The sequence below is a fragment of the Streptomyces sp. Je 1-369 genome (genome assembly GCF_026810505.1).
GTDB lineage: Bacteria > Actinomycetota > Actinomycetes > Streptomycetales > Streptomycetaceae > Streptomyces.
The window spans coordinates 8,296,141-8,322,927 of record NZ_CP101750.1 but is presented as its reverse complement, the minus strand read 5'-3'; the positions used below and the strand labels follow the sequence as shown (position 1 = coordinate 8,322,927).

Genomic DNA, 26,787 nt, shown 5'->3' with positions numbered 1-26,787 from the left:
CGACTCAAGTCACCCCCTCCCCCCCCTCACCCCTCCCCCCTCCCCCCTCCCCCACGTCAACGGCCTTTACTGCTCCAGCAGTTCGGCCAGGCGGGCAAGGATGGAGTCGATCTCGTCCGCTGTGAGGGGTACGAGTTCGAACAGCAGCTCCTCCGCTTCCCGCGAGCCGGGCATGGCCCAGATCGACGGTGACCCCGCTCGCAGCGCTTCGTCCAGAGCGGCCGAGTCCATGGCCGACACGGCGGGATCCACCACCAGCCGGGCGCGGGCGAAGGGCAGGCCGGTCGGGTCGGGGACGGACGACGCGGTGATGCCCCGGACGGCACCCGCCCGCTCGACGAAGTCCGCCACCTTGTCCGCCTGCTGTTGCCGCCACACCGCCATGTCCAGCTCCTGCCGCGCCTCGAGCGCGGCGAGGACGCCGATCACCGCCTCCTTGCTCGCCTTCATCGCACGGCCGATGCCCCGTTCCTGCGCCCGCACCGCCGCCACCGGACCAGCCCGGCCCACCACCAGACCCGCGGTCGGGGAACCCAGGTACTTCTGGCCACTGACCGCCACCAAGTCCGCTCCGGTGGCGAGCAGTTCACCGACCCTGAAGTCTTGCGCGGCACCATCGACGACGACGGGAACCCCACGACGGTGCGCGACCGCCACGGCGTCGGCCAGCGCGGCACCGGCGCCGCGCACGAGACGGGACGACACCAGCAGCAGGCACGCGACGTCCTGTCGCGCGAGGCCCGTCTCCAGATCCTCCAGCGTGAACCCGGTCTCCGCCCCCACGGGAACCGGGACCGCACCCGCCAGTCGGACGGCCTGCACGATGGAGTGTCCGTAGTTGACCGCGTGTCCCGTCGGAAGGACGACTGCGCCGGGCATACCGGTCGTGTCCGGCAGCGCCTCGACGCGCTCCGGGGACTCCCCCGTCATCGCGGCGGCGACCGCGAGAGTGATCGCCGAGGCCGTGCAGTGCACGACGGTCCCCGCCTCCGCCCCGGTGAACCGAGCGAGGGCCCGGTCGGCCGCCTCTTGCAGTTCGTCCATCACGAAGAACTCCGACAGCGCCCCGGCGACCGCGGCGCCGACGTCGTCCCCACTGCGTGAGACACCGAGGGGCGTGTAGGGCCCTCGTGCGTTGATGATCCGGCTGAGCCCGTATGCGGTGTGCAGTCCCATGGGGCCATCCTGCCCTTACCGGGGCTGTGTTCGGTGACGCCGGTGAAGCGCCTGTTCTCACGCGGCCCGGACGAGTTCGGAGCGACCGCCCGGGTCAATGTGCTGGATACCATCCCGATTGTCGGCAGTTCCGGTGGCCCGGTCATCCAGTCCGCCCGGATGCCGGGCCTGCTGTGACGCATGCTGTGACGCCTGCTGTGAGTGGAGGGGCTCAGCGCAGCCGTCGCGCACGCAGTACCACGTCGTCGGTATGGTGCGCGCCTGCGCCGCCGTCGGGTGCCACGCGTGGTCGCTGCTCGTTCACCTCCACCTTCCAGTCGTCGGTGAGCAGCGCGGCGACCATCGAGGGCCAGACGTAGTCAGCCGGGTCGAAGCCGCTGTCGTGCGCCTGCTGGGTGTCCATCCCCGCGTGGTGTACGAGCAGCAGCACGCCGCCGGGCGCGACGGCCGCGAGCAGCGCTCGCTCGGCCGCGGCGTCGGGCGTGCGCAACAGGGCCGGATACTGCGCGGAGACCAGGTCGAAGGAGGCCGGCGGGAGCGCCGCTTCCGTCAGCGCGGCATGTACCCAGCGAACGGCGACGCCGGCGTCCCGCGCATGCCCGGTCGCCCGCTCCAGCGCCACGCCCGACACCTCGAGTGCGGTCACGTCCCAGCCGCCGCGCGCGAGCCAGACGGCGTCCGCGCCCTCGCCGCAGCCGACGTCGAGCACCCGCCCGGGCGTGAGCCCGGCGACCTCGGCCACGAGCGCACCGTTGGGCCGGCCGCTCCACAGCTGTTGTCGGTCGGCGTATCGGTTGTCCCACTCCGCCCTTACGGCGGGGTCTCCGACGTATCCGTCGCCGGGCAGGGAAGTGTCGGACGCGGGCGATCCCGCTGTGATGTTGTCGGTCATGGGCCCAACGTCGCCCCTCGTGACCCGGTCACGCCACTCCTGTTGCCGCTCCGGCAAAAGCACGACCAAGGGGCAAGGGCCAAGGTCAGGGTCAGGGTCAACCGGGGGTTCCAGCTCCTGCGCACGCTCTGTCATGCCATCAGCCTGGAAGCCCATGCCTTCCGTCGGCCATCCGACAATCGCTGATGAAAACCCGTAGGGAAAAGCTGCGGGCTCCTCGTGGCAGCGGCCGCACGAAGGTGCGCGGGTTGTGGCCGGCGTGGCTGCCACACGGGTGATTTGGGCGGCGTCAGTCCCGGTGAAGCATGGAACTCCGCTGACGAGGCCTCATGATCGGGACGATGACGCACAGTCGCCGCGCACCGGGGCCTCGTACCCCTTCCTGGACGGTGGTCGTACCGCTGGCGGTGGCCGCGCTTCTGTACAACGCCTGGCTCCTTGAGGCCGTTGTCCCTACGGGGTTGGACGCACGGCACTCCTACGTGAGCGAGTTGTACGCGGAAGGCAGCCCGTACCGATGGCTGTTCGGCGGGCTGGAGCTGAGTTGTGCCGTTCTCGTCGTGGCGGGTGCCACGGCCGGTGGCATGAGGGCCGTGGGCGTGGTTGCCCGAACCGGATGGTGGGCGCTGGCCGGAGTCGGCGTCTCCTCCGTGGCCGATGTGCTGATGCCGATGACGTGCGTGCCATCGTTGCAGCCCGATTGCCGGTCCGTGCACCCTGCCCACACCCTTACCAGCGCCGCAGTGCACTTCTGCCTCTTCGCGTCCATGATCCTGATCATCTGGGATGCACGGAGGCGCGGGAAGCCCGAAAACGTCGCCCGGTGGGGGCCGCCCCTCGGTGCGGCCGCGCTGGTGTCGTCACTGTGCACGGTGGGCCCGCTGATCGGATACGGCGGATGGCACGGCGCCGCCCAGCGGTGCCATCTGCTGCTGGTGGGCGCATGGCTGGCGATGCTCTCACTCGGGGCCCTTCGGGCGGTACGCCCGGCGCCCGAGGCCGCCCCCGGCACCCCCGGGCGGCTCGCCCCTGCCGACCGGGACTCCCGCGGCAGATCCGGCCGCCGCGCGCCGAAAGGCCTGGCCGCCCCGCCCGGAGTTCCGCTCTCCCCGGACCCGCCTCCCGACCGGGCAGGGTGAGGAGCCGGCGTGGACGCGTCCGTGCTGTCCGCCCTGTTCGCGGTGCTGACCGCCCTGGCCAACGCCGCCGGCACCGTCCTGCAACGGGTGGCCGCCCGTACGGTTCCGCGCGGTGACGCCTTCAGCCCACGCCTCGTCCGGTATCTGGTGCACCACCGCGCCTGGCTCGCGGGCATCGCCGTCATCGTCGCCGCGGCGGTGTTGCAGGCACTGGCCCTCGCCTTCGGCCCGCTCTCGCTCGTACAGCCCATCCTGGTACTCGAACTGCCCCTCGCCCTGGTCATCGCCCAGCTCTTCACCCGGACAACGGCGTCTGCGGGCGGCTGGCGGGCCTGCATCCTCACCACCGCCGGCCTGGCGCTCCTCCTCGGGGCGGCAGCACCGGCCGAGGGCGGCCGCGAGGTCCCGGCCGCTGCCTGGAGCGCCGCTCTCCTGGCCGTGGGCCTCGGTACCGCCGCCTGCACCGCGATCGCCCTGACGCGTCCACGCGGCGCGGCACGCGCCGCCTTGTTCGGCACCGCCTCCGCGCTCGCCTACGCGCTGACCGCCACGCTGATGAACGCCGCCATCGACTCCCTCAAGGACTCCGGAGTCCACGCGTTGGCCACCACGTGGCAGACATACGGGTGCGTGGCGACGGGCGCATGCGCACTGTTCCTGCTCGCCAACGCCATGGAGTCCGGCCCCCTGATCGCCTCCCAGCCCGCCCTCACCCTCGGCGAGGCCGCCGCCAGCCTCGCTCTCGGCATCACCCTCAACGGCGACCAGCTGCGCGCCGGTTGGTGGTACGCACCACAAGCGGCCGGCGCGGCCATGGTGATCTGGGGCGTCCTCCTGCTCTCCCGGCTCGGCACCCCGAGGTCTGCTGGGCCACCGGCCTGATCGGATGCGGCCCCTCGTCGCGCATCGGCTCGGACCCAAACGACCGGCCCCGGCCGCCTGGCCCGAACACCCGTGGCCTGTGTCCGTGTCCTCGCTTCTGTCGATATGCGCATGCATGGCGGCAGCTCGGGCTGCAAGCTACCGGGGTGGATATGGAAGGGGTCGGCGCGCCCGGTTGGCGGGACTATTCGGACCCGAGGCCGAGGACTGGCTCACTGAGGTTCCGAACCTCGCTGCGCGGCTGGCCGTGCGGTGGGGTTTCCAGGTTGGTGAGCTGTTCGCCAGTGGGGCCGCCTCCGTCGTCTGGCGCTGCCAATGGCCTGACGGAACGCCGACGGTTCTCAAACTCGGTCCGGATCGGGCGCTGTTGACCGAACAGGTGGAGATGCTGCGTGTGTGCGCGCCGTCGGGTCGGGTGCCGACCGTGTTGGCTGCCGACGCGCAAGCCGGGGCGATGGCATTGGCGGAGGTCCTGCCCGGCACCGAGGCCGAGGACATGCCGCAGACGTCATTGCCGCAGCAGTGGGCAGAGCTACTTGCCGCACTGCACTCCGTGAGCCCACCCGCGCAATGGCGCCTGGACCTACGCGGTCGTCGGTTGGACGAGGCTTTCGTCCGGATCGGCCGTCGACTGTCGGAGCCGACTGTCGGCGCACACGTTGGCCACGCCACGTGACAGCGAGCGAGACGGCGCTGTGAGACATGGCTGGACAGCCAGTCCGAGCCGTGTCGCTGCACGGCGATCTGCGCCTCGGCAACGTCCTGGACGGCGACCCGTCGCGCGGTCTGTCCACGCGGTCGACGTGGGGGTGCGTGGATGACTCCGGTGGCCGGGCGGTCACCGCGGTGCTCGCGGTACAGCGCGAGCGCTGAGGGCGGGGAACGCCGCGGCGGCGCGAGACATCGGACCGGCCGACCTCCCGCGCCGTCGCCGCGCCGTGCGGGTCCGATGTCACTTGAGCATGTCGGCCGCCTCCACTCGGTGGAGGTGGATCACGATGTCGTGGGTCTGTGCGAGCCGGATCTGTGCGGCGTTGCCGTTCCAGGGGTAGGCAGCGCCTATGTTCTTGACGGTGCGCGGCGCGGCGAGCCAGGCGCGGGCCGGGGCGGGGGCTGTGCGCAGGTCCACCATGAAGTCGCGGTGGCGTACCCGGTCCAGGGTGTGCTCGGTGGTGCCGGGTGCGGCCGGGCCGACGGTGAAGCGGTGGATGTCGCCGTCCTGGCCCAGGGCGTTGAACGAGCCATGGTCGAAGGTGAGGCCGACACTGAGGTAGTCGCGGCCCAACTGTTCGCGGAGGAAGTCACCCTGGGCCTTCGGGTGGGTGTTGGGGACGTAGGTCTTGAGGGCGACATGGCTGTTGTGGGCGGAGAGCAGGATCTTGTCGCCGGTCCGGTGCTGCCACCAGGCGACGTTCTGTGCCATGACCTGGTCGCGGTAGCGCATGGCGTCGGCGATGTTCTGCGGGTCGTCCAGGTCGAAGGCGTACATGGTGGTCATCTGGTGGATCGCGGTGGCGTGCTGTACGGCCCAGGCGTGCGCGTCGGCGTCGGTGTCCTTGCCGGGCCGCTGTTTGAGCAGGTCCAGTGCCCGGCCTGTCCGCTCGGCGAGCTCCTTGCGTTCGGCCGGCGGCTTCGACAAGTAGTCCTCGACGTAGGCCTCGGCGTCGGTGGTGGGCCGCAGGCCCCGGTACAGCTCGGTGAGCCGCGCGCTGAGTTCGGGGCGGGCAGCGGCCGCGTAGGCGCTCACTTTGTCGTACAGCCCGGCACCGGCGAACCCGTTGTCGTCGCCGACGAAGTGGAGTGGATCCTTGGGGTGTTCGATGTTGTATGCGCGCATCCACTTGAGCAGATCGCGGTATTCGGTGTTGTTCCAGAACTGGTAGGTGCCCTGGAACTCCTCGTCCATGATCTGCTTCAAGTCGCCCTCGCCGCGTTGGAGGTAGGCGTCGAGGCGCAGCCCGCTGCTCCAGGGTGCTTCGAGGGCGAAGGCCCGGAAGCCCTTCTTCTCGACCAGGTATCGCAGGGTGCGGTGCTTGAGGGTGAAGAACTCGTGCGAGTTGTGGGTGGCCTCGCCCAGGCCCACCACCTTGGCGTCGCCGACCATCCGGCCGAACGGCCGGAGGTCGGCCAGACCGCCGCGCGGCTCTGTGGTGCGCAGTGGGTGGGCCGCCCGGTCAAGGGCTGCCTCCGGGGAGCGGAACCGGGCAGCCGCAGGCTTTTGCGGGCCGACGGGCGCGGGGGCGTTGGCGTCGGCGGAGACCGATGCGGCGGCCAGGGGGCGCGGGGTGGCGGCGGAGGCGGAGGCGGAGGCGGCCGGAACGACAGCCAGGGTGGCACCGAGCGGGACGAGGAGGGCGGCGAGCAGGGCCTTGTGCGTTCTCATGGCCCCAACTCTCACCGGGCAGGGGCGCTTCGGACCATCCAGCGCGCCCCCCGAGCCTTCCGGGAGCTAGCTGCACCCCGCCAGGAGCGGGAACCAGGACCCTGGTACCGGTCCTGGTCCTGGGACTGGGACTGGGCCGGGGTGGGGACGGGAGCGGGGACGGTAACCGGGGTGGGGACAGGAGCGGGGGCAAGTAGCGTCACTCAGGGCCGACTCGCGCTTGGCCGGGTCAGCGCATGACGTCGACCGACCCCGGTTCCAGCATGCTCGCCTGGGTCATGCCCCCAGATCCTCCGTCACGGGCAGGCACTCGGCGAGCAGGTCGACGACGTCGCGCCAGGCGCGCTGCGCGTGCTGTGGGTGGTAGCCGACGCCGGGGACAGTGGGGTGATCGACCGGCGGGTGGTGGAAGGCGTGCGAGGCGCCGCCGTAGACCGTGAGGCGCCAGTCGACACCGGCGGCCTGCATCTCGGCGGTGAACGCGTCCCGTTGCGCGGGCGGCATGATCGGGTCTTCCGACCCGACCCCGGCCCACACCGGACAGCGAATGCGTGCTGCCTCGCCCGGTCGACCCGTGGTAGTTGCGTTGACTGTCCCGATCGCGCGCAGGCTGACGCCGGCACGCCCGAGTTCCAGCCCGACGGCTCCCCCGGTGCCGTAACCGACGGCGGCGATCCGGCCGGGGTCGGTCCGCGGTTCGGTGCGCAACACGTCGAGCGCCGCATGGCCGATGCCCCTCATTCGGTCGGGGTCGGCGAGCAGCGGCAGGCAACGGGCCAGCATCTCCTCGGGATCACTTAAATAGCGTCCGCCGTGCAGGTCGAAGGCCAGCGCCACGTATCCCAGCTCGGCGAGAGCATCGGCCCGGCGGCGCTCGACGTCGCTGAGTCCCATGCCCTCTGGTCCCACCAGCACCGCGGGCCGGCGGTCGGCACCGGCCGGGAGCGCGAGGTGCCCGATCATCGTCAAACCGTCGGCCGGGTACTCGACCGTCCGCGTCGTGATCGTCGTGATCGTCGTCATGAGACTGGACTGTAGTGATCGTCGAGCCCGGCCCGGCCGCTGTTCTGCCAGTGGCAGAACAGCGTGCGTATCCGCCCGTCCGCCCGTCCGCCTGTCCGTCCGCCTGGGCAGCCCGCCACACAGCGAGCATGGCTCGTCGGCCAGACGGGACTGGCCGGCTGGGCGAGCTCTTGGTTCGGCGTTGTCGCGTTGCCTTCGGCGAATGCCAGACGTATCGTTATTCGATAACATCGTTTTTCGATAACAGGACCAACAGGATGGTAGTCATGGTCGATGACCGTAAGTTGCTCGAGCCCCTCTTCAGCGCGGTGTCACTGGTCCTCCGCGTGTTGCTCGGCATGATGGTGGCGGGCTTCGTCCTGAGCCTGTTCGTCGACGGCATCCATGTCGGCTTCATCGGAGGCGATGTGTGCGTTACTGCGGACGGGATATCCGGCAGCTCATCCGACACCGACGAGATGTTCGGTGGACGTGAGGGGGTCACCGTCAACGTGTCCCCCGAGTACTGCACATCACATGCTTCTGTCAGTCAGCAAGCCTTCGAGGTCCTCCACGACCTGCCTCCGGTCATCTTGCTGTTCGGCGGGTTGCTGCTGCTCAACAGGCTGCTCAGGGGAGCGGCCCGGGACGGGGTCTACACCGCGCAGACCGCGTCCCGGCTGCGGATGCTCGGTTGGTGGCTGCTGGTCGGCAGCCTGGTCACCGAAGCCGCACAGGCCATCGCCAAGGTGGAACTGTTCCCGACATTTGTCCGGGGGGACATGGCCGATGCCCTCGGCGACGTGTGGGAGATCCCCTTCCTCTCCCTCTTCACTGCACTGGGTCTGTTCACCTTCGTCCGGATCGTGCGTGCGGGCGTCGTGATGCGCGAAGACGTCGAGGCCACCATTTGATGAACGACGAACAGACACCGGACGGTCACGCGATCGAAGTGCACCTCGATCGTCTCCTCGCGGAGCGAGGGATGACTCTCGCCGAGTTGGCGGCGCGCGTCGGCGTGACCAACGTCAATCTCTCCATCCTCAAGAACGGCCGGGCCAAAGCCATCCGCTTCACCACCCTCACCCGCATCTGCGAGGTACTGGACTGCCAGCCGGGCGACCTGCTCAGCCACCATCCGACCCGTGACTGACACTCCGGCCGTCGCGGGCCAGGTTGGCAGACCGCGCCGACGGCCGGACGCACTGCTGACCGAACGCGGCTACGACCACGACTGTTTCCTAGCCGGGTGCGGGCAATCAGCTGCTTCGGCGCTCTCTCGTGCCATCTACCAGCCGCGCTTGCCTGCGAAAGTATGCGGAAGGACAGCAGTCAGTTCTTCGGAAGGCGGGCGGAGTTGGTTGCTCCACCCGCCCGGGTGGCAGCCGGTCAAGGCGGCCGACTGCACCTCACCGCATGCCCGCTCCCGCTTTCACTGACGGTGTCCGTCAGCCCAGCCGCCGAAGGCGGCGATCACCTCCTCCTGGGAGATCGTCCGGGTCCGATAGTGCTCTGCCGCGGTCCCATCGCGGAACTCGAGCTGGACTGAGTAAGGCCAAGGACGGCGTCTGGAAAACGACGACAGTCCAGTCGGAGCGGGGAGCCTGCAAGTGACGTTGCTGAGGGAACGGCGACCGGGCCGGAGTTGGGTGCGAAAGTCTCCCGCTCCCGCATCATGGTCAAGCAGACCGGAGGCGGCACGGCCAAGCCGTCCGCCGACAGCCTGGCCGCTTGTCGACCCGAACTGGAAGCCACCCGCGTGAGCACGTGCTCGACGCGTTCGGCGGGCAGAAGCCGCAGGCTCGTCGTCGGCGTCTCCTGGTGGTGCTCGGCCCCGTACCGAGTCGACGTCGCGCGGCTCGTGACCGGAGTCTCCACACGCCCGACCTCGGACGTCAGGTACGACAAGCCCCCACCGTGCCCGGACAACCCGGGCTAGGTGCTACTGCTCAGACCGGCTGAGTAGCAGAGCGCTGCCCCGCATTCCGCCGGGCGGCTTTGATCGACAGCATGAAGTCGAAGATCGTGGTCCCTGCGCTTGGTGTCGCCCTGGTGGCTCTCCTCGGGCTGACGGCCAAGGCGTGCGAGACCATACAAGGCGGGCCCGTTCACAGCACCGAGGAGTTCCGTGACCATGTCCGGGCCACCACCCGGGCCGGTGAGGATACCTACCGCGCGCTGTCCCCGGCACCGTCCAAGGAGCCGTACGCCTCCCGGCAGGGCAGTTCCTCGTGCGTGGACGACTTGGGCTTCGACGACACCGGCGTCAGCCGGGACGAGCCCATTCTCACCTGGGACCTGGACTTCGCCGGCGACGACGACTACCGCGCGGCGCTGGCAGCCCTTCGGGCCACCTGGCGCAAGGACGGCCGCACCGTCGAGAAGGTCGACAACGGCATCGCCACCACACTCGATGACGGCATCCGGGTCACCCTCCACCTCGGCTACTACGACGGCGAGCCCGAACTGCGCGCCGAGGGTACGTGTATGCGCTACCAGCACAACTACGGCGACGCATACGACTACATGTACGACGACAACGGAGACGGCACGATCGACGAATACGAGCGGCCGAACTGAGCACGCGGCAGCACGCGGCAGCACGCGTGCGGCCGCCCGGGTCCTCACGTGTCCGATTCCGCCGAAGGCGGCCCCACAACAACATCGCTGACGCGATCGAGGACGTCGAGGGCCGGAGCGAGACCGCCCTGAGCATCGCCCTGGTCCGCGCCTGCGTACCGACCGACGTCGCTCATGACCTCGCGAGGGCACGGCCCGCCTCAGAAACTGGCCACTTACGCCAGCGTCGCCACGCAGCGGGGCCGACGCCAGGCTCCCAAGGACGACCACGCCGCACTCGGGTAGTTGCCGCCGAGGCGCTTGACTGCGTCGCGCACGCGATCATGCTCGTCCCGATCTGAGTCTTTTCCCATGAGCTTCGGCCGCGCTCTCCTTGCCCTGCTCACTCGTATGCTTGGCAAAGTCGGCCGTCGCCGAGGATCGCCTCGTGCCACTTCTCGGCCTTGGCGAGATGGGGGCCGCTCACTTCGGTGGAGCCCGCGGCGTAGGCGAGCCAGCGCAGTTCGTCGCAGGCGAAGAAGGACTCGCCCCAGGTGTCGGCCCAGATCCGGACGGTGCCGTCCGACGAGTTCGTCAGGTCCCACCACGCCCAGCCCCGGGTCTCGGAGTCGGGGTCGAACTCGTGAAGCCAGGCGTGGAGTTCCCAGGGACCGCCACGGACCGCCGCCGCGTAACACTCTCTGCCCTGCCGCGCGAACACGGGTGCCTCCGCGAAGCGTGGGCCGCTCACCGCGGCGAACCACTCGGGGACGGCGGCCGTGGGCAGTTCCTCCTCGCCGAAGTCCGCGGCGAGGGCCAGCCCCAGGGCGACGTCGAGCACGGACCGCAGGCGGGACGCGTACACGTCGAAGGGCACCGTAGGAGTGACGTCGAACCAGCACAGCACGGGCGGCGCGTCCCGGGCGGAGGGCCGCCGGGCGACACGGAGCCTCTCCTGCTCGATGTCCTCGATCTCGTGCATCATGTCGTCGGCACCTCATTCATCGGCCAGTCGGCGGCCGTGTGCCGCAGCCAGCGCTGCAGGGCTTCCCGCGTGTCCTGCGGCGTCTCGGGCGACGCGGCCATGCGGGTGCCGAGCTCACGCATCGCCGGGAGGCGGTGCGGGTCTTTCAGGAGGACGCAGTCCGTCCACTCCCGCCCCTCCACCCCTCGTACGACGACGGTACCGTCGAGGGAGAGCATCGCGAAGTCGATGTGGCCCGCTCCGCGCCCCGTCACCCGCGCCTCGGCACCGGCGCCCGCGATGTCGGAGTGCCCGGTCAGGGCCACCCTTGCCCAGCTCAAGGGTTCGGCGGGCACCGCTTCCCTGTCACCGACGGCGATCAGGAACTCCGGGTTGTCCATCGGGAAGAGCCGTTGGTCGGCACTGAGCAAGTACCAGCCGTGATCCACCTTCTCCTGGAGGTCAGGCTCGTCGGATTCCACGCTCACAGCCCATTCCTGGCCGTCGGTTTCCACGGAATCCGCGAGGAATGCGAGGCATGGAGGCATCAGCGGGGCGGAGGCATCCGCCGGTCCCAGATAGCACAGTCCGGCCTTGGCCAGCGAATTCGCCAGTTCTACGTCCCGCACGCCATTCCTTTGAAGTGTGTTGCCTGACCCCGCGGCTTCCGTCGCCTACGCATCCGCTGGGAGCGGCGCGACGACATCCACGAAGCGTTTCTCGCACTCGCCGTCTGCGTGACCATCCACCGCCACGTCCAACGACGCTGTCAGGGCAGAAAGGCGCCGGGCGAGGGCACTCACAACCCCGCTCACACCCCCGCTCGCGTCACCACTCTTCCCTCTCCACTCTCCCACTCTCCCGCTCACACGACGGGGTCGGCCGCGTCCCGGTCGTACGTCACCCGCGCGTCGGCGATGGCCGATCGGTGACGCTCGGCCCACTTCGCCAGGCCCACCAGAGACTCGTACAGCTCCAGGGCCATCGGCGTCGCCGTGTACTCCACCTTGGGCGGCACCGTCGGGTAGACCGTCCTGGTCAGCAGGCCGTCCCGTTCCAGATTGCGCAGCGTCAGTGTCAGCATGCGGCGGCTGATGCCCTTGACCGCGCGCTCCAGCTCGGTGAAGGCATCACCCTGTTCACGGCGGCATCACTGCTCTGCGGAATGGCGGGCAGTCAGGAACTGCTGATCGCAGGCCGGTTCGTCCAGGGCGTCGGCGGCGCCATGGCCAGTGCCGTGACCCTCGGCATGATCGTGACGTTGTTTCAGGAACCCCGCGAACAGGCCAAGTCGATCAGCATCTTCAGCTTCGTCGCCACCGCCGGCGGCTCCATCGGCGTCATCGCCGGCGGCGTCCTCACCGAGGCGGCCGGCTGGAACTCCATCTTCTTCATCAACGTACCGATCGGAGCAGTCATCCTCTTCGCCGCCGCCCGTCTCTTCGAGCCCGACCAGGGCCTCGGCTTCGGCACCGGTGCCGACCTGCTGGGTGCGTTCCTGGTGACCTCGGGCCTGATGCTCCTCGTCTACGCGATCAACGGGATCGAAAGCGAGGGTCCCGGCTCCGTCAGAACCCTCGGCTACGGCAGCTCGGTGCCGAGGCAAGGGCTGCCGGGAATTGGCGCGGGAATTGGCGTCAGGACCGGAGCCAGGATTCTGATCGAGGTCGAGGTCGGCGACGGCAGCACCTTCCCGACCGCCGGGCACCTCGCCGCCTACGCCGGCCTCGCACCAGCAACCAGGAGCTCGGGCTCCTCAATCCGCGGCGAACAGCCCTCACTTTCTACGAATCCCGGTCCACGGTCGCGGTCACATGACGGGCGGCTCAGCCAGGAGGACGACGCGATCGGCCTCGACATCGAAGCCGAGTACCGGATGGCCGTAGTCGCCCTCCGGATCCATCAGGACGGGCTTGCCCAACCGGCGGCCGATCTCCCGCAAGAAGCCGCAGAACACATCCAGTCGTTCCTGGCCCTGCAACTCCCGCAGGTCGACGTCGAAGTCGATGACCTCGTCGTCATGGAAACGGAAGATCGCCAGCACATCGGCAGCCGGCCAGACCCGCAGGTCCGGGCATTCGGCATCCGCCGGACGGGACAGCACGGCCCCCGCCCGGGGCACCGGAAGCACCGTCTCTCCCTCGGAGTACTGGCACTTCCAGCCCCTGGCCTCGACAAGATCAAGGACCGCCTGCCAGTCCTCCACCGAACAATCCGGGATACGTACGTCCGGCAGCGACCCCATGAGATCCGGGTCGAAGAAACAGCTCACGTCATCCCACAGCAGATCAGCCACACCGCCATGCTGCCTGACTCCCCGATCCGACGCAGCCCTCGCCGACCTGCAGGAAAGGTGAGTTGGGCGCAATGGCGAACGGGCCCTGCGCCATACCGCCCACCCGGCGCACGGGCCCTGTCCACGTCGACGGACCTTCCGGATCGCAGCCCGCCAAACGACGCCGGCCCCGGCCGCCCGCCACTTTCCGCACCCCTTCTGTCGGGCAGCGGGGCAACGCTCTGCGCCAGGCGAGGCGAGGCCGACGTCCTGATCAGCGCAGTCCGGCGAAGAGATCGTTCTCGGGGACGGGCGCGCCCGTGGTGTCCTGGACACGGACGAAGGTCTCCATGCCCATCAGCTCGCCGAACCTCTCCTTGCCCATCTTGAGGAAGAAGATGTTCTCGCCCTGACTGGCGTGCGCGGCCAGCGCGTCGAACTTCTGACCGCTGAACGGGGTGGTGTCCACCCACGTGGTGATCTCGTCGTCGGGCAGACCGATCTCGGCCAGCGCGGCGGCCTCGGCGGGATCCGGCTCCGGCATGTCGTCGCCGAACTCGCGCATGATCTCCCCGAACCGCTGCATCGACGAGCGAGGCATCGTCGTCCAGTACACCTTGGGTGTCAGGTCGGTCATCTCGAGCGCCGCCATCGTGATGCGGTGAGCCTGGATGTGGTCGGGGTGGCCGTAGAAACCGTTCTCGTCGTAGGTGACGACGACGTCAGGCCGGTAGTGACGCATGAGTTCCGCGAGCCGGGCGGCGCCTTCCTCGACGGGGGTCCGCCAGAATGATCCGGGGGCGTCGTTGCTCGACCAGCCCGCCATCCCGGAGTCGGCATAGTCCAACATCTCAAGGTCGCTGATCTTCAGGGCTTCACAGCTCGCCAGAAGCTCCTGACGGCGCATCGCGGCGACGGCCGCGGGATCGTGGCCGGGATCGCCCGGTTTCACACCCCCCGGCCCATCACCGCAACCGCCGTCGGTACACGTCACGAGAACCGTGCGAACGCCCTCCGCCGCGTACTGCGCGAGGACCCCTCCGGTTCCGGTGGCCTCGTCATCGGGGTGGGCGTGCACCGCCATGAGCGTCAAGGGCCGGTCAGTCATGAAACAGTCCTTCTGCAGAAAGTGAGCAAGGGTGCGATACGGGTGTGCGGTGGGGCACCACGGCCCTGAGCTCGCCGGTCCCCCGGTCGATCAACAGCATGGGCCGGACCGGTTGTTCCCGCGCACCTCGAAAGCTTTCGCCCCGCGGTTTCGCCTCTTGCGGACGGTTATGGCGTCGCCGCATCTACCGTGCCGCGTTAGGACTCGCCCATGCCCGCGAAGAGCGCGTCGACGATCCGGTCGGCATACGCGTGGGTCAGGGGCTCCTGGGTGATCAGGAACTGGAAGTAGAGCGGGCCCGAGAGGATCGCCATGGCCAGGTCCAGGTCGAAGTCGGGCGACAGCTGACCCTGGTCCTTCGCCGTCTTCAGCCGGGCGACGGTCAGCTCGGTCAGTGGGGTGATGAAGCGCTCGTTCAGCGCGGCGGCGACCTGGGGGTCGCCCTGTGCCTCGCCGACCAGGGCCTGGTAGAGCGGCCCGAAGGGTGGACTGGCCAGCAAGTCGATGGCCGCGTGCATCTGTGAGCGCAGGTCGGCGACGATGTCGCCCGTGTCGGTGAAGTTCAGGGTCGACCGGTGCAGCGAGAGCAGGGAGTCGAGGAGCAGTGCGCCCTTGGAGGGCCATCGGCGGTAGATCGTGTGCTTGCCCGCGCCGGCCCGGGCCGCGATCGCTTCGATGCTGAGCTTGGCGTACCCGATCTCCTGGCCCAGTTCGAGCGTGGTCCGCATGATGGCCTCGGTACGGGCGGCGCCGCGGTGGGAGTCGGTCATGACACCACCTTAACGGCACGGTACGTGCCGTGCTTGACGGGAGGCGGGTCGGTGCTGTTTCTTTGCGGCACGACACGTGCCGTTCCGAGGGGAGACCGGTGTTGCGCGGAGCGCTCCTGTTGTTCGGCACCCGTGAACTGCACCGGATGTGCCCACCACGGCCGTCACGATCACCACGGCCATCACCACCACAGCCATCACCACCACAGTCGTCTCGGACACCACAGTCGTCTCGGACGCCACAGTCACCGCCACCAGAGGCACCACGCCGCCCGGCCCGCCCTGCTGTGCCGACATCCACCCCCTCCGGAAGGAAGCGATCACAGATGCCGCCCGTCCCCGCCGACCCCACCCAGGTGCATCCGATGCCCGACCAGCCGCGCGTCGTGCTGCTCAAGCCGTTGGTGACCTCACCGCTGATCGAGGTCGGGGAGTTCACGTACTACGACGATCCCGCGGACCCGACCGCGTTCGAGACCCGCAACGTCCTGTACCACTACGGGCCCGAGAAGCTGGTGATCGGGAAGTTCTGTGCGCTGGGCGAGGGCGTGCGGTTCATCATGAACGGCGCCAACCACCGTATGGACGGCCCCTCCACGTTCCCCTTCCCCATCATGGGCGGTTCCTGGACCGACCACTTCGACCTCATCACCGGCCTGCCCGGACGGGGCGACACCGTGGTGGGCAACGACGTCTGGTTCGGTTACCGGACCACCGTGATGCCCGGCGTCCGCATCGGCCACGGAGCGGTCATCGCCTCCGGCTCCGTCGTCGTCGACGACGTCCCCGACTACGGCATCGTCGGCGGCAACCCCGCGCGTCTGCTGCGACGCCGCTACAGCGACACCGACATCGCCCGCCTCCTCGCCCTGGCCTGGTGGGACTGGCCCCTGCCGCACCTCACCGAGCACCTGCGCACGGTCATGTCCGGCAGCGTCGACGACCTGGAGGCCGCAGCGCCGTGAGAGCGCGCCGCGCGCGGCCACTCCGCCACGGCGACACAGTCCACCCCCTCCCCCCCAACCGGCCCGCTGTCCCACGACATCGTGGTCACCGCGTGCAAGGAGATCCGTGATGAACAACGGCAACAACGGCTTGTCCGAAGCAGGGCTGCGTCGACTGCGCGAGATATTGGAGGCGCACGTCGCATCCAAGAAGATCCCCGGGCTCGTGGCCCTCGTCGGCCGGGGCGACGAGACCCACGTGGAAGCGATCGGGACGATGCGCCACGACGGTGGCGCGCCGATGCGACGGGACACCATCTTCCGGATGGCCTCGACGAGCAAGCCGGTCGCGGTCGCCGGGACGATGGTCCTGCTGGACGAGTGCCGACTGCGCCTCGACGACCCGGTGGATCAGTGGCTGCCGGAACTGGCCGATCGGCAGGTCCTGAGGACGCCCGACGGCCCGCTGGACGACACCGTGCCCGCGCAGCGCCCGATCATCGTGCGGGACCTCCTCACCTGCACCAGCGGGCTCGGCCTGAACACGACGGCGATGGGCTCCCCCATGATGCGCGCCTACTTCGAGCAGAAGGTCTACGGCGAGAACGGGTGGCTGCTGCCGGCGGTGGAGCCGGACGAGTGGATGCGGCGCCTCGGCACGCTCCCGCTGATGTACCAGCCCGGGGAGCGGTGGCTGTACAACGTGAGCGACGATCTGCTCGGAGTGCTGGTCGCCAGGGTCACGGGCCAACCGTTCGAGACATTCCTGCGCGAGCGCATCTTCGAACCGCTCGGGATGAAGGACACCGGGTTCCACGTGCCCGCCGACAAGATGCACCGGCTGCCGCCCCTGTACGCCCCCGACCCGCAGACCGGCGAGTTCCTCGTGGAGGACGAGGCTGAAGGCGGACGTCACAGCGTTCCGCCGGCCTTCCCCTCCAGCGGCGGCGGGCTCGACTCCACCGTCGACGACTACCACGCCTACTTCCGGATGCTGCTCAACCACGGCATGCACGGCGACCGGCGGATCCTGTCCCGGCCCGCCGTCGAGCTGATGACCACCAACCGCCTCACGCCCGACCAGTCGGCCGCCATGCAGGCCTGGGCCCGCAGCGTCGTCCATCTGTCGCACGGGCAGGGGCAGACCGGCGGCTGGGGCTTCGGCATGACGGTGCGCACCTACCGGGGCGACTACGCGCCCGTCGGCCAGTTCGGCTGGGACGGCGGGGCCGGTACGACGACGTACGCCGATCCGAAGAACCAGCTCGTGGGCATCCTGCTCACCCAGACCGGCATGTCCACCCCTGATTCGGCACGGGCGATGCGGGACTTCTGGACCATGCTCTACCAAGCGTTGGACGACTGAACCGCTCCGACTACCGCCGTGCCGAGCTGTTTCTGGCCGCCATCGTGTGGAACACCTTCTTCGGTTCCCAGCGCCTCTCGTCGAGCATCCGCACGACGCCGTACGAGCCGAGGTCGTGCTTCCTGGGCCTGCTGTAACCGGCGAAGGTGAACCAGAGCGCGGTGTCCACGCCCTCCTCCTCGAAGACGTCCAGCAGTTCGGTGAAGTAGCGCGACTGCTCGTCCTCGTCCGGGATCGCGCCGCGCGGCACCTGCCAGGCCATGCCGCCGCGTTCTCCCGCGCCCCGGTACGCGCAGGTGCCGTACTCGGTCACGGCGACGGGCTTGCCGTGCCTCAGGTGCGCGCGCAGCTCGTCGCGGAAGCTGTCGGCGTTGTAGGCGGCCCGGTAGGCGTCGACGCCGACGACGTCGAACGGGCCCCAGTCGACGGCCTCCCAGGGGGCCGCGGCGTAGGTGACGCGCCCGCCGAAGTGCGGGCGGACGGTCACGGCGACCTCGGAGAGGAAGTCGTTCACGCGTTCCTGCACCGGTCCGAGGGAGGACCACCACTCCATGTCGGCGTCGCCCATGGTCCGCAGCCGGTCGCCGTAGGTCTTCCCCGGCAGGAAGCCGCCGCAGAACGCGCTGACCTCGCAGCCCGCGACGAACACCACTTCGGCGCCGGCCTCCCGCACGGCTTCGGCCCGGGCGGCGCAGTCGGCGAAGTACGGGAGCAACCGGTCGCGGGGATGGTCCACGGGAAAGGGGGCGAACCAGACCTCGAGGCCCGCGTCCGCGGCGTACCCGGCAGCGATGCTCAGCCGTTCGGGCTCTCGTCCTGATACACGTACGGCGTCACAGTGAAGTTCCTCGGCGATCACCCTCATGTCGTGCCGGACCGTTTCAGGGGTGAAGTCCTTGCGGGAGAGTTCTTTCCCTGGGAGGAACCCGGTGTCGTAGTTGATGCCTCGTGCGCGCACGTCAGTACCCCTTCGCTTGACCGTGGCCGGGTGCCGACCGCTGCGGATGACGTCGTGCGAGCAGAATTCCCCCGAGGCGGTGGACGTAGACCTTCATCGGGTGGCCGCCGTAGCCCTCCGTCTTCAGCTTCGGCTCGTCCCCGACGTGGAAACTGAGGAGCAACGACCCACCGGGGCGCAGGACCCGGTGGAAGTGCGCGAGGACCGTTGCGATCTCGGCGTCGGGATGTGGATGAGCGAGAACCACAGGACCCCGCGCTCCCCAGGCATCTCGTCCAGCCAGTCTTCCGTGTTCGCGTCCGTATCGCTCTCCACGCCCGCAGGGTACTCAACCGGGGCCGTACGACTGCCTCTTGACGGGGCGCAGCGGCACGCAACGGGTTCTCAGCGGCGGACCCTCGGCATTCCCAGGCCGATCCACGAGATGATCTCGCGCTGGATCTCGTTGTTGCCGCCGCCGAACGTGAAGATCACCGCCGAGCGGTAGCCGCGTTCCAGCTCACCGTGGAGGACCGCGCCCGACGAGCCCTCTTTCAGGGCGCCGGCCGAGGCGACGACCTCCATCAGCCAGGCGTACGCGTCGCGGCGCGCCTCCGAGCCGTAGACCTTCACCGCGGAGGCGTCCTGTGGAGTGAGGGTGCCGTTCTGGACGGCGTTCACCATCTGCCAGTTGAGGAGCTTCATCGCGTCCAGCCTCGCGTGGGTCTTCGCGAGGCGTCCGCGGACCCAGTTGAGGTCGATGACGCGGCGGCCGTCGGCCAGTTTGGTGTCCATCGCCCAGCGTTGGACATTGTGGAGGGCGCGGATCGCCATGGTGCCGTGCGCGGCGAGCGTGACGCGTTCGTGGTTGAGCTGGTTCGTGATCAGGCGCCAGCCCTTGTTCTCCTCGCCGACGCGCCGGGAGACGGGGACGCGGACGTTCTCGTAGTAGCTGGCGGTCGTGTCGTGCGAGGCGAGGGTGTTGATGAGGGTGCAGGAGTAGCCGGGGTCGCTCGTGGGGACCAGGAGCATGGTGATGCCCTTGTGGAGCGGGACGCCCTCCTCCGGAGTCGCCGTGCGGACGGCCAGCCAGACCCAGTCCGCCGTGTCGCCGTTCGTGGTCCAGATCTTCTGTCCGTTGACCGTGTAGTAACCGGTCTCCTCGTCGCCCTCCCGCACCGCCTTCGTCTTCAGCGAGGCGAGGTCCGTACCGGCGTCGGGTTCGCTGTAGCCGATGGCGAAGTCGAGTTCGCCGGAGAGGATCCGCGGCAGGAAGTAGGCCTTCTGCTCGTCCGTTCCGAACTGCATGATCGTCGGTCCTACGGTGTTCAGCGCCATCAGCGGCAGTGGTACGCCCGCCTGCGCCGCCTCGTCGAAGAAGATGAACTGCTCCATGGGCGACAGGCCCCGGCCGCCGTACTCCTCGGGCCAGCCCACCCCCAGCCAGCCGTCCGACCCCAGGCGGCGGACCGTCTCCCGGTAGAAGCGCTTCTGGGCGGCCGGTTCGCCGTACCGTGCAGAGGCGTCGTCCGGAACCAGCTCGGCGAAGTACGCGCGCAACTCGGTGCGCAACTGCTGTTGCTCAGGCGTGTATTCGAGGTGCACTGCCCCTCCAGCTCTACTGGCCAGGCTCTACTGGCGCGACGCTCGGCTCGCTCGGTCCCGGACCTGACGGCGCACAGAGTAGAACCCGTTGCAGAAATAGGGAAGCGGGCTGCTGGCTGCTGGCTGCTCTAGCCACGGGAGCCGGGGGCGTTACGGGACGATGTGCGCAGGGCGCGGAGCAACAGCGGCGGCAGCAGCGCGCACTGCGCCGCGACCGCAAGCCAGAACAGAGCCACATGGTCCGTGCGTTCGGCCCACGCATAGCCCTCTCCCCCTACGATTCCGCTGGCGAACGCGCCGATCCCGGCCGCCAGGCGTTGGCGGCCGAAGACGACGGCGGGCGAGCGGGTGGACCTCGACAGCGCTTCGAGGTCGTTCTTCAGGAACAGGACGACCTCGCCCACACAGATGAGCAAGGCCCCTCCGAGGATCGCGGCGGGGTGGCCGACGGCCAGCGCCGTCATGCCCGTGGCCATGGCGGTGAAGCCGATGCGCAGGGCGCGCGGGTAGGGCAGGTGCGCTATCCAGTCCGACAGGAGGGGTTGGGTGACCACGAGGAGGAGGGCGTAGAGGGCGAGGACCAGGCCGTAGAAGAAGGTTGATGTCCTGCCCACCGCGTAGAGCGCCAGGTAGTGCTGGAAGAACATGAAGACGTACACGCTCAGTACGGTGATCGCGAAGGGGAGGAGGGGCCGTTCGGCACCCGACTCCCGCTCACCGTGGTCGACCTCCGGAGTCGCTTGCGCAGGCGCCTCCGGGATCGCCTCCGGCAGCAGCGCGTGGCCCGCCGTGATCAGAGCGAACAGTACGGTGACCGCGGTGAAGAGGCCCGCCGACGCCGTGAGGACGAAGGGTGCGGCCGCGATCGGGCCCAGTGCGATACCCGCGTTGAGCGCCGAGCCGCTCGCGGAGAGGAGCGGGGCACGCCGGTCCTCCGTCACCCCCGTGACCAGGTACGCCTTGTTCGCGGGCAGGTAGAGCGCGGCCCCGATGGAGACGAGGAACAGCGCCGCGACCGCCCACGTCGGCCTGCTCAGGCCCGGCAGGAATGCCGCGAAGCCCGCCGTGCGGATCGTCAGGGCCAGCAGCATGGTGCGTCGCAGACCGATGCGTTCGGCGAGTGCCGCCCCGACGACACCGCCCGAGAACTGTACGAACGAGGCGACGGCAAGCACCACGCCGACGGCGCCGAGTCCTATGCCGAGCCGTTCGTGCAGCAGGACCGACATGAAGGGCAGCACGGCGAAGCTGCCCAGGGGTATGAGGAAGGACCCGGTGAGGAGGAAGTACTGGGGGCCGGTGAACTGGGCGAAGGGTGCGAGGCGGGTCGGTGTCGGCGGGTGGGGCGGCGGGGTCATTCTCGGTCGTCGTCGCCCACGACGGTCGGGCGTATGCTGCCGGCCGCGCTGAGCGCCCTGTGCAGGGCCAGTTCGGCGGTTTCGGCCTCGGCCAGCACGATTCCCGTACATCCGCGCTGGTCGCTCAGGTGTTCCACGCGGCGCCCCGGGAGCGCGGTGGGATACCACTCGGGCGTGCCGGGGAACGCCGACAGGCCGTCGAGGCCGGTCCAGCCGGTGAGGGTGCCGGGGCGGTCGGGGTAGACGAGGACGAAAGCCGTGGCCGGGCCGCCGGGGGCGGTGCCGGGCGTCACCGCGTCCAGGAGTGCGGGGCGGCGGCCGAGCGCCGTGTCGACCATCGCGTCGTAGACGTTGGTGTCCAGGGCCCGGCACAGGGCCTCGCCGACGAGGGCGCCGCCGATGCGGCGGTTGATCTCCACGAGCTCAGGGCCGTCCGCGGTGAGGACGAACTCCACGTGTGCGAAGCCGCTGTCGTGGCCCGCGGCGGCCAGTACGCGTCCCGCCCAGTCCTCGATGCGGCCGAGCTCGGGGAGCGGGAAGGCCACCGGGAACGCCGCTGCCTCCTCGCGGACGGAGGGCTCGGGTGACATCTGGCGGCTCAGGACACCGAGCAGTTTCGTCTCGCCCTCCCAGCCGAGGGTCTCCGCGCTGTAGACAGGACCGGAGAAGAAGCGCTCCGCGAACAGCTGCCCGTTGAAAGGGAGTTGTGACGCCTCGGCGAGCGCGGCGTGCAGCTGCCGCTCGTCCCGCACCGGCCATACGTTGCGGGAGGACGTGCCCGCGGAGTCCTTGAGGATGGCGGGCAGGCCGACCTCGCGGAGGATGTCGGCGGCCGAGGAGATCCACGCAGGAACGGCCACGGCGCGGCTTCCGCTCAGGCCCCGCTCGTGGAGGAGCGCGCGCACCCGGCTCTTGTCGCGCAGCAGTCGGACCGCGCTCGGGTCCGGCCCCGGCAGGCCGAACTTGGCGGCGAGGTCGGCGCCGGGCACGCTCCAGGTGTCGGTCGAGTTGATGAGCCCGCTCAGGTCGGGCAAGGCCGACAGGGCGGCCGCGCAGGCCCCGGCGTCGTTGGTGTCGATGTCGATGATGTCGAGTGCCCCGGGGGCGAGGTGGGCGAGTTCGTGACGGTAGACGTCGCGGTCGCCGGTGAGCAGGCACAGGCGGTGCCCGGCGTTGCCCGCCGCCTCGATGAGGCGGCCCAGGCCGAAGGTGAGTGCTTCGAGTGCGGCGATGGTCACGGTGCCTGGTCCTCCTGGGGCGGTACGCCGAGCGGGTCGCTCGCAAGGGTGAGGGGGTCTGTCGCTCGTACGAGCTGGGGCTTCGCCTCCGTCGCATGTACGAGCTGGGGCGGCGCATCGGTCACGCGTATGGGATGGGCTTTCGCCGACGCCGGTACGGCTCCCCCGCGGCGTACCTCGTACCGCCGCCGGTTCCACTCCATCGCCGACCAGGGCGGTGTGAGGTCCGCGAGGTCGGTGATCTGGTGCGGTTTCAGGGTGCGCGGGTCGAGTGCCTCGCGGTGGCGGGCGAAGACGCGGTCGGTGTAGCGGTGTCCCGTGTCGGCGCCGATGACCAGATGCGTGCGCTCGGGGTCACGCGCGGCCTCCCAGCCCGCGGCCAGGTGCGCCGCACCGGTCGACAGGCCGGCGAACACGGCGTGGTCGCGCAGCAGTCCCACCGCGCCCGCCATGGCGTGCCGGAAGTCGAGCCAGTGGAGGGTGTCATACAGGTCGTGGTGGACGTTGTCGAAGGGGATGGAGCTGCCGATCCCCGCGATGATCGCCTCCGGGTCGCTGAACCCCTCGCTGCCGAACGTGACGCTGCCGAAGGGCTGCACGCCCAGCAGGCGCACGTCGCGGTCCCGCCCGCGCAGCGCCTCGACGAGTCCGCCGCTGGAGGAGCCGGTCCCGACGGCACCGACCACGGTCAGTGGTACGTCGGGCAGCGCGCGGTCGACGAGGGCGGCGAACTCCCGGTAGCCGGTGTAGTGGACGGCGTCGTGGTACTGCCGCATCCAGTGCATGCCGGGCCGCTCGGCGAGCAGTCGTCGGACGCGTCTGACCCTGCCCTCCTGGTCGAGTCGCAGGTCCTCGGAGGGCGGCATCTGGTCCACGGTGGCGCCGAGCACCTCCAGTTGGGCGCGCATCGTGGCGTCGACCGTGGTGGAGGCGACGATGTGGCAGTGCAGGCCGTAGCGGTGGCAGGCCATGGCAAGGGCGAGGGCGTAGATGCCGCTGGAGCTGTCGACGAGGGTCTGGCCGGGTTTCACGGTTCCGCGTTCGAGGAGGGTACGGACCGCGCCGAGGGCGGCGTAGACCTTGAGGGTCTCGAAACGGGCGAGTACGACGTTGTCCGACAGCCGCAGGAGGTCCGGGGCCTTTATCGCGTCGGTGATGTGGTCGTGGACCGGGGCGGTCCCGGGTTCGTACGAGGAAAGGCGCGCGTCGAGGGGCGTGGCGTCGGTGTGCGTGGGGGTCACGGTCGCCGTCACCGCCCGACCGAACGCAGGTAGCGGCCCAGGTCCTCGGCTCCCGCGACGTTGCGGGGACCGCTGACGACATCGCCGTACGACATCACGTGGAAGCGGTTGTTCCGCACCGCAGGTACGGACTTCAGGCTCGGCAGCTTCTTGAGGTAGGCGATCTTGTCCTTCGCGGGCTGGTCGGCGTAGTCGACGATCACGATGACCTCGGGCTTCGCCTTGATGACCGGCTCCCAGCCGACCGTCGTCCACCCCTTGTCGAGGTCCCCGAAGACGTTGACGCCCCCGGCGGCGGTGATGATGTCGTCGGGCGCGGCGTGCCGCCCCGCCGTGAACGGCTGGTCGGTGCCGGAGTCGTAGACGAACACCTTGGCCGGGTCGCCCTTCGCGGGCCACGTCTTCTTCAGTGCGGCGACCCGCTTCTTGAGGTCGCCGACCAGTTCGTCGGCCCGCTTCTCGACGCCGAAGATCTTCCCCAGGTTGTCCAGGTCCGTGTAGAGCGCCTGGAGCGGCGACGTGTCGACGCTCTTGTTGCCGTAGTCCCAGCAGGTCTCGGTGTGCAGGTAGCTGGCGACGCCGACCTTGTCCAGCAGGGCGGGCGTGATGCCGCGTTCCTCGCTGAAGCCGGAGTTCCAGCCGGCGAGGACCCAGTCGGCCTTCGCGTCGACGACGATCTCGCGGGTGATGCGTTCGTTGCCGAGGCGGTCGACGTCGGCGTACTTCTCGCGCCAGGGCGAGCCCTTGATGGACGGGTCGCCGAGCTTGTTCATGACGTAGCCGCGCATGCGGTCGGCGAGCCCCAGGGCGAACATCTTCTCCGCGCCGCTCACGTCGTAGGCGATCGCGCGCTCGGGGCGGGTGTACGTGATGTCTTTGCCGCAGTTGGAGACGGTGACGGTGACGGCGCCCTTGCCTGCGCCGGTGCCGGGCTCGCTGCCGGCCGCCGATTCGACCTCGGCGCCGCAGCCGGTCAGCAGGAGCCCGGTGGCCAGCAGCCCGGCGGCGAGGGCGCGGGGGAACGGTGGTCGGGTCACGAGTGGGGTCCTTCCGGGGACGGGGAGGCGGGCGTGGGGATGAGGGGGTCGACCCGGGCCGGGGCGAGGTCGTAGAGGAGTTGCGGGAGGCCCGTACGCGGGTGCGGTACGACGACCGCGTCGACGCCGAACACCTTGCGCACCAGCTCGGGGGTGAGCACCTCGGCCGGGTCACCGGCTGCGACCAGGCATCCCGCTGCGAGCACGGCGATCCGGTCGCAGACCTGCGCCGCCAGATTGAGGTCGTGCAGGGCCGTGAACACGGTCAGCCCGGAGCCGCGCAGGAAGGACAGCAGCTCCACCTGGTGGCGTACGTCGAGGTGGTTGGTGGGCTCGTCGAGGACCAGGAGGCGGGGCTCCTGGGCGAGGGCGCGCGCCACGAGTACGCGTTGGCGCTCGCCGCCGGAGAGGCTCAGGACGCTGCGGTCGGCGAGGTGGGCGACGTCGAGCCGGTCCATCGCCTCGTCGCACAGTTCCCGTTCGCGGGCGGTCAGGGGGTGGTTGCCCTGCGCGTGCGGGGCGCGGCCGAGGGCGACCACTTCCTCGACGGTGAAATCGAGTTCGGTGTGGCTCTCCTGGGTGAGGGCGGCGACGGAGCGGGCGCTGTCGCGGAGTTTCAGGGAGGTCAGGTCGGTGCCGTCGAGCAGTACGGCTCCGGAGGTCGGCTTCAGCGCGCGGTAGACGCAGCGCAGCGCGGTCGACTTGCCGCTGCCGTTGGGGCCGACGAGTCCGACGATCGAACCGGCTGCCACGTCGAGGTCGAGCCGGTCGACGAGGGCGCGTCCGGCCGCCTCGACGGTCAGTTCGCGGAGGGAGAGAACCATCTACCGGCCTCCGAAGAGATAGCCGCGGCGGCGCATCAGGACGACGAACACCGGCACGCCGATCAGCGCGGTGATCACCCCGAGCGGCAGTTCCTCGGGGGCGAAGGCGGTACGGGCCACGAGGTCGACCCACACCATGAAGCAGGCGCCGGCGAGCGGCGCGACGGCGAGGACCCGCCGGTGCGTGGAGCCGACCCAGATCCGCACCACGTGCGGCAGGACGAGGCCGACGAAGCCGATCGCGCCGCTGACCGCGACGATCAGGCCGGTGACGGCGGCGGTGAGCACGAAGAGGCCGCGGCGCAACGCGTCCGCGTCCACGCCCAGACTCGCCGCGGTCTCGTCGCCGAGCGACAGCACGTCGAGCGACCGGCTGTGCCGCAGGAGTACGACGACCGCGACGAGCACCGCCGCCGTCACCAGGGGCAGGGACTCCCAGGTCGCGGAGCCGAGACTGCCGAGCAGCCAGAAGAGCACGGTGCGCGCGGCCTGCCCGTTCGGCGCGAGGAACACCAGCACGCTCATGAGCGCCTGGAAGCCGTACGCCAGCGCCACTCCGGTCAGCACCAGCCGCAGCGGCGTGAGCCCGAGCGGTCCGCGCGCGGCCAGGTACACCAGCACGGTCGCGCCGAGAGCGCCGAGGAAGGCGGCGGCCGAGAGGGCCCAGACCCCGAGTCCGGCGAAGACCCCGAACACGACGACGGCGGTGGCCCCCACCGAGGCGCCGGACGAGATGCCGAGCACGAACGGATCCGCGAGGGCGTTGCGCACCAGCGCCTGGATGGCGACGCCGACGACGGAGAGCCCGGCTCCCACGACCGCGGCCAGCAGGACCCGTGGCGTGCGCACGTGCCAGACGATGGCGTACCCCGACGCGTCGTCCGCGTCGATGCTGCCTCCGGTGAGTGCCGCGGTGAGGAAGTGCACGACGTCGCCGAGCGGTACGACGGTCGGTCCCAGCGCGATACCGGCTAGGACGGAGGCCACGAGTGTCGCGGAGAGTGTCACGAGCGTGGTCAGGAGCCTGCCGCGGCCCGCGGGCCGCTCCTCGGCGGGCCGGTGCGGTGCGGCGCGGCTCGCGGGTGGC

The 26,787-nt window shown here is 69.9% G+C and carries 29 protein-coding genes and 4 pseudogenes; 14 read left to right on the top strand and 19 right to left on the bottom strand.

Features of this window, described 5'->3' with window-relative positions; genetic code table 11:
• Positions 1–66: 66 nt before the first annotated feature.
• The gene (locus NOO62_RS36810) at positions 67–1,176 is read right to left on the bottom strand and encodes an aminotransferase class V-fold PLP-dependent enzyme (protein WP_268775126.1); all 1,110 of its coding nucleotides are present in this window, start codon (positions 1,174–1,176) and stop codon (positions 67–69) included.
• Positions 1,177–1,218: 42 nt separating this feature from the next.
• Here NOO62_RS36810 and NOO62_RS36805 point away from each other — a divergent pair, with 42 nt between their 5' ends.
• The gene (locus NOO62_RS36805; RefSeq protein ID WP_268775125.1) at positions 1,219–1,353 is read left to right on the top strand and encodes a hypothetical protein; all 135 of its coding nucleotides are present in this window, start codon (positions 1,219–1,221) and stop codon (positions 1,351–1,353) included.
• 34 nt (positions 1,354–1,387) lie between these two features.
• On the opposite strand, the gene NOO62_RS36800 is transcribed toward NOO62_RS36805, so the two are convergent.
• Entirely contained in the window at positions 1,388–2,068 is a 681-nt protein-coding gene (locus tag NOO62_RS36800) for a class I SAM-dependent methyltransferase (RefSeq protein WP_268775124.1), read from the bottom strand.
• A 341-nt stretch (positions 2,069–2,409) separates the two neighbouring features.
• Here NOO62_RS36800 and NOO62_RS36795 point away from each other — a divergent pair, with 341 nt between their 5' ends.
• From NOO62_RS36795 to NOO62_RS36780, 4 genes are all read left to right on the top strand, one after another.
• Positions 2,410–3,207, top strand: a complete 798-nt coding sequence (locus NOO62_RS36795) for a DUF998 domain-containing protein (protein WP_268775123.1) — start codon at positions 2,410–2,412, stop codon at positions 3,205–3,207.
• A 9-nt stretch (positions 3,208–3,216) separates the two neighbouring features.
• Entirely contained in the window at positions 3,217–4,089 is an 873-nt protein-coding gene (locus NOO62_RS36790; RefSeq protein ID WP_268775122.1) for a DMT family transporter, read from the top strand.
• A gap of 175 nt (positions 4,090–4,264) precedes the next feature.
• Positions 4,265–4,765, top strand: coding sequence for a phosphotransferase (locus NOO62_RS36785; RefSeq protein ID WP_268775121.1), 501 nt, complete (start codon positions 4,265–4,267; stop codon positions 4,763–4,765).
• Positions 4,766–4,791: 26 nt separating this feature from the next.
• Entirely contained in the window at positions 4,792–4,962 is a 171-nt protein-coding gene (locus NOO62_RS36780) for a hypothetical protein (protein ID WP_268775120.1), read from the top strand.
• 79 nt (positions 4,963–5,041) lie between these two features.
• Here the strand turns inward: NOO62_RS36780 and NOO62_RS36775 are convergent, their stop codons facing one another.
• Together NOO62_RS36775 and NOO62_RS36770 are read right to left on the bottom strand one after the other, a co-directional pair.
• Positions 5,042–6,472 carry an erythromycin esterase family protein gene (locus tag NOO62_RS36775; RefSeq protein ID WP_268775119.1) on the bottom strand — a complete coding sequence of 477 codons (1,431 nt, stop codon included), beginning with the start codon at positions 6,470–6,472 and terminating at the stop codon, positions 5,042–5,044.
• A gap of 276 nt (positions 6,473–6,748) precedes the next feature.
• Positions 6,749–7,486 carry a dienelactone hydrolase family protein gene (locus tag NOO62_RS36770; protein ID WP_268775950.1) on the bottom strand — a complete coding sequence of 246 codons (738 nt, stop codon included), beginning with the start codon at positions 7,484–7,486 and terminating at the stop codon, positions 6,749–6,751.
• A gap of 275 nt (positions 7,487–7,761) precedes the next feature.
• Between NOO62_RS36770 and NOO62_RS36765 the strand changes: the two genes are divergently transcribed.
• The 4 genes from NOO62_RS36765 to NOO62_RS36750 all read left to right on the top strand — a co-directional run bounded on the left by NOO62_RS36765 (position 7,762) and on the right by NOO62_RS36750 (position 10,054).
• Positions 7,762–8,388, top strand: a complete 627-nt coding sequence (locus tag NOO62_RS36765) for a hypothetical protein (RefSeq protein ID WP_268775118.1) — start codon at positions 7,762–7,764, stop codon at positions 8,386–8,388.
• Complete coding sequence (locus tag NOO62_RS36760) at positions 8,388–8,627, top strand: helix-turn-helix domain-containing protein (protein WP_268775117.1); 240 nt, start codon at positions 8,388–8,390, stop codon at positions 8,625–8,627. The genes NOO62_RS36765 and NOO62_RS36760 overlap by 1 nt, the downstream gene beginning before the upstream one ends.
• A 522-nt stretch (positions 8,628–9,149) precedes the next feature.
• Positions 9,150–9,413: a hypothetical protein gene (locus NOO62_RS36755; protein WP_268775116.1), complete on the top strand. Its 264-nt coding sequence runs from the start codon at positions 9,150–9,152 to the stop codon at positions 9,411–9,413.
• A 71-nt stretch (positions 9,414–9,484) separates the two neighbouring features.
• Positions 9,485–10,054 (top strand): hypothetical protein, encoded by a 570-nt coding sequence (locus NOO62_RS36750; protein WP_268775115.1) that lies wholly within the window; start codon positions 9,485–9,487, stop codon positions 10,052–10,054.
• A 382-nt stretch (positions 10,055–10,436) separates the two neighbouring features.
• Here the strand turns inward: NOO62_RS36750 and NOO62_RS36745 are convergent, their stop codons facing one another.
• A complete protein-coding gene (locus NOO62_RS36745; RefSeq protein ID WP_268775114.1) occupies positions 10,437–11,018 on the bottom strand; it encodes a hypothetical protein in 582 nt (193 codons plus the stop codon).
• The gene (locus NOO62_RS36740) at positions 11,015–11,485 is read right to left on the bottom strand and encodes a hypothetical protein (protein ID WP_268775113.1); all 471 of its coding nucleotides are present in this window, start codon (positions 11,483–11,485) and stop codon (positions 11,015–11,017) included. Before NOO62_RS36740 ends, NOO62_RS36745 begins: the two co-directional genes overlap by 4 nt.
• 174 nt (positions 11,486–11,659) lie before the next feature.
• On the opposite strand from NOO62_RS36740, the pseudogene NOO62_RS36735 reads away from it, so the two are divergent.
• Positions 11,660–11,758: pseudogene (locus tag NOO62_RS36735) on the top strand (IS5/IS1182 family transposase); the annotation flags it as partial.
• Between the two features lie 104 nt (positions 11,759–11,862).
• Here NOO62_RS36735 and NOO62_RS36730 read toward each other — a convergent pair.
• Positions 11,863–12,123: pseudogene (locus NOO62_RS36730) on the bottom strand (winged helix-turn-helix transcriptional regulator); the annotation flags it as partial.
• A 39-nt stretch (positions 12,124–12,162) separates the two neighbouring features.
• Here NOO62_RS36730 and NOO62_RS36725 point away from each other — a divergent pair.
• Together NOO62_RS36725 and NOO62_RS36720 are read left to right on the top strand one after the other, a co-directional pair.
• Positions 12,163–12,390 (top strand): annotated as a pseudogene (locus tag NOO62_RS36725) (MFS transporter); the annotation flags it as partial.
• Positions 12,391–12,624: 234 nt separating this feature from the next.
• Positions 12,625–12,789: pseudogene (locus NOO62_RS36720) on the top strand (transposase); the annotation flags it as partial.
• An 18-nt stretch (positions 12,790–12,807) separates the two neighbouring features.
• Here the strand turns inward: NOO62_RS36720 and NOO62_RS36715 are convergent.
• The 3 genes from NOO62_RS36715 to NOO62_RS36700 form a co-directional block, all read right to left on the bottom strand.
• Positions 12,808–13,293, bottom strand: coding sequence for a hypothetical protein (locus NOO62_RS36715; protein ID WP_268775112.1), 486 nt, complete (start codon positions 13,291–13,293; stop codon positions 12,808–12,810).
• Positions 13,294–13,546: 253 nt separating this feature from the next.
• Positions 13,547–14,380: a PIG-L family deacetylase gene (locus tag NOO62_RS36705; RefSeq protein WP_268775111.1), complete on the bottom strand. Its 834-nt coding sequence runs from the start codon at positions 14,378–14,380 to the stop codon at positions 13,547–13,549.
• A gap of 197 nt (positions 14,381–14,577) precedes the next feature.
• Positions 14,578–15,150, bottom strand: coding sequence for a TetR/AcrR family transcriptional regulator (locus NOO62_RS36700; protein ID WP_268775110.1), 573 nt, complete (start codon positions 15,148–15,150; stop codon positions 14,578–14,580).
• Positions 15,151–15,476: 326 nt separating this feature from the next.
• Here NOO62_RS36700 and NOO62_RS36695 point away from each other — a divergent pair, with 326 nt between their 5' ends.
• Together NOO62_RS36695 and NOO62_RS36690 are read left to right on the top strand one after the other, a co-directional pair.
• Complete coding sequence (locus NOO62_RS36695) at positions 15,477–16,115, top strand: CatB-related O-acetyltransferase (protein WP_268775109.1); 639 nt, start codon at positions 15,477–15,479, stop codon at positions 16,113–16,115.
• Between the two features lie 109 nt (positions 16,116–16,224).
• Positions 16,225–17,460 carry a serine hydrolase domain-containing protein gene (locus tag NOO62_RS36690; protein WP_268775108.1) on the top strand — a complete coding sequence of 412 codons (1,236 nt, stop codon included), beginning with the start codon at positions 16,225–16,227 and terminating at the stop codon, positions 17,458–17,460.
• Between the two features lie 10 nt (positions 17,461–17,470).
• Here NOO62_RS36690 and NOO62_RS36685 read toward each other — a convergent pair whose 3' ends face one another.
• From NOO62_RS36685 to NOO62_RS36645, 9 genes are all read right to left on the bottom strand, one after another.
• Positions 17,471–18,418, bottom strand: coding sequence for a hypothetical protein (locus NOO62_RS36685; protein ID WP_268775107.1), 948 nt, complete (start codon positions 18,416–18,418; stop codon positions 17,471–17,473).
• A gap of 1 nt (position 18,419) precedes the next feature.
• On the bottom strand, positions 18,420–18,665 hold the full coding sequence (locus NOO62_RS36680) for a class I SAM-dependent methyltransferase (protein WP_268775106.1): 246 nt from the start codon (positions 18,663–18,665) through the stop codon (positions 18,420–18,422).
• A gap of 137 nt (positions 18,666–18,802) precedes the next feature.
• The gene (locus tag NOO62_RS36675) at positions 18,803–20,002 is read right to left on the bottom strand and encodes an acyl-CoA dehydrogenase family protein (RefSeq protein WP_268775105.1); all 1,200 of its coding nucleotides are present in this window, start codon (positions 20,000–20,002) and stop codon (positions 18,803–18,805) included.
• Positions 20,003–20,130: 128 nt separating this feature from the next.
• Positions 20,131–21,360 carry an MFS transporter gene (locus NOO62_RS36670; RefSeq protein ID WP_268775104.1) on the bottom strand — a complete coding sequence of 410 codons (1,230 nt, stop codon included), beginning with the start codon at positions 21,358–21,360 and terminating at the stop codon, positions 20,131–20,133.
• Positions 21,357–22,598 carry an ATP-grasp domain-containing protein gene (locus NOO62_RS36665; protein ID WP_268775103.1) on the bottom strand — a complete coding sequence of 414 codons (1,242 nt, stop codon included), beginning with the start codon at positions 22,596–22,598 and terminating at the stop codon, positions 21,357–21,359. The genes NOO62_RS36670 and NOO62_RS36665 overlap by 4 nt, the downstream gene beginning before the upstream one ends.
• Complete coding sequence (locus NOO62_RS36660; protein WP_268775949.1) at positions 22,595–23,755, bottom strand: pyridoxal-phosphate dependent enzyme; 1,161 nt, start codon at positions 23,753–23,755, stop codon at positions 22,595–22,597. Before NOO62_RS36660 ends, NOO62_RS36665 begins: the two co-directional genes overlap by 4 nt.
• A gap of 92 nt (positions 23,756–23,847) precedes the next feature.
• Positions 23,848–24,876 (bottom strand): ABC transporter substrate-binding protein, encoded by a 1,029-nt coding sequence (locus NOO62_RS36655; protein WP_268775102.1) that lies wholly within the window; start codon positions 24,874–24,876, stop codon positions 23,848–23,850.
• The gene (locus NOO62_RS36650) at positions 24,873–25,700 is read right to left on the bottom strand and encodes an ABC transporter ATP-binding protein (protein WP_268775101.1); all 828 of its coding nucleotides are present in this window, start codon (positions 25,698–25,700) and stop codon (positions 24,873–24,875) included. Before NOO62_RS36650 ends, NOO62_RS36655 begins: the two co-directional genes overlap by 4 nt.
• Positions 25,701–26,720 carry a FecCD family ABC transporter permease gene (locus tag NOO62_RS36645; protein WP_268775948.1) on the bottom strand — a complete coding sequence of 340 codons (1,020 nt, stop codon included), beginning with the start codon at positions 26,718–26,720 and terminating at the stop codon, positions 25,701–25,703.
• Positions 26,721–26,787 lie beyond the last annotated feature (67 nt).

Excerpts from the sequence above, each read along its gene's own strand:
- NOO62_RS36705 (WP_268775111.1), bottom strand. The coding sequence starts at position 14,380 with ATGACTGACCGGCCCTTGACGCTCATGGCGGTGCACGCCCACCCCGAT.
- NOO62_RS36755 (WP_268775116.1), top strand. The coding sequence starts at position 9,150 with ATGGTCAAGCAGACCGGAGGCGGCACGGCCAAGCCGTCCGCCGACAGC.
- NOO62_RS36670 (WP_268775104.1), bottom strand. The coding sequence starts at position 21,360 with ATGACCCCGCCGCCCCACCCGCCGACACCGACCCGCCTCGCACCCTTC.
- NOO62_RS36760 (WP_268775117.1), top strand. The coding sequence starts at position 8,388 with ATGAACGACGAACAGACACCGGACGGTCACGCGATCGAAGTGCACCTC.
- NOO62_RS36795 (WP_268775123.1), top strand. The coding sequence starts at position 2,410 with ATGACGCACAGTCGCCGCGCACCGGGGCCTCGTACCCCTTCCTGGACG.
- NOO62_RS36690 (WP_268775108.1), top strand. The coding sequence starts at position 16,225 with ATGAACAACGGCAACAACGGCTTGTCCGAAGCAGGGCTGCGTCGACTG.
- NOO62_RS36800 (WP_268775124.1), bottom strand. The coding sequence starts at position 2,068 with ATGACCGACAACATCACAGCGGGATCGCCCGCGTCCGACACTTCCCTG.
- NOO62_RS36775 (WP_268775119.1), bottom strand. The coding sequence starts at position 6,472 with ATGAGAACGCACAAGGCCCTGCTCGCCGCCCTCCTCGTCCCGCTCGGT.
- NOO62_RS36810 (WP_268775126.1), bottom strand. The coding sequence starts at position 1,176 with ATGGGACTGCACACCGCATACGGGCTCAGCCGGATCATCAACGCACGA.
- NOO62_RS36750 (WP_268775115.1), top strand. The coding sequence starts at position 9,485 with ATGAAGTCGAAGATCGTGGTCCCTGCGCTTGGTGTCGCCCTGGTGGCT.
- NOO62_RS36700 (WP_268775110.1), bottom strand. The coding sequence starts at position 15,150 with ATGACCGACTCCCACCGCGGCGCCGCCCGTACCGAGGCCATCATGCGG.
- NOO62_RS36650 (WP_268775101.1), bottom strand. The coding sequence starts at position 25,700 with ATGGTTCTCTCCCTCCGCGAACTGACCGTCGAGGCGGCCGGACGCGCC.
- NOO62_RS36780 (WP_268775120.1), top strand. The coding sequence starts at position 4,792 with ATGGCTGGACAGCCAGTCCGAGCCGTGTCGCTGCACGGCGATCTGCGC.
- NOO62_RS36765 (WP_268775118.1), top strand. The coding sequence starts at position 7,762 with ATGGTCGATGACCGTAAGTTGCTCGAGCCCCTCTTCAGCGCGGTGTCA.
- NOO62_RS36695 (WP_268775109.1), top strand. The coding sequence starts at position 15,477 with ATGCCGCCCGTCCCCGCCGACCCCACCCAGGTGCATCCGATGCCCGAC.
- NOO62_RS36745 (WP_268775114.1), bottom strand. The coding sequence starts at position 11,018 with ATGATGCACGAGATCGAGGACATCGAGCAGGAGAGGCTCCGTGTCGCC.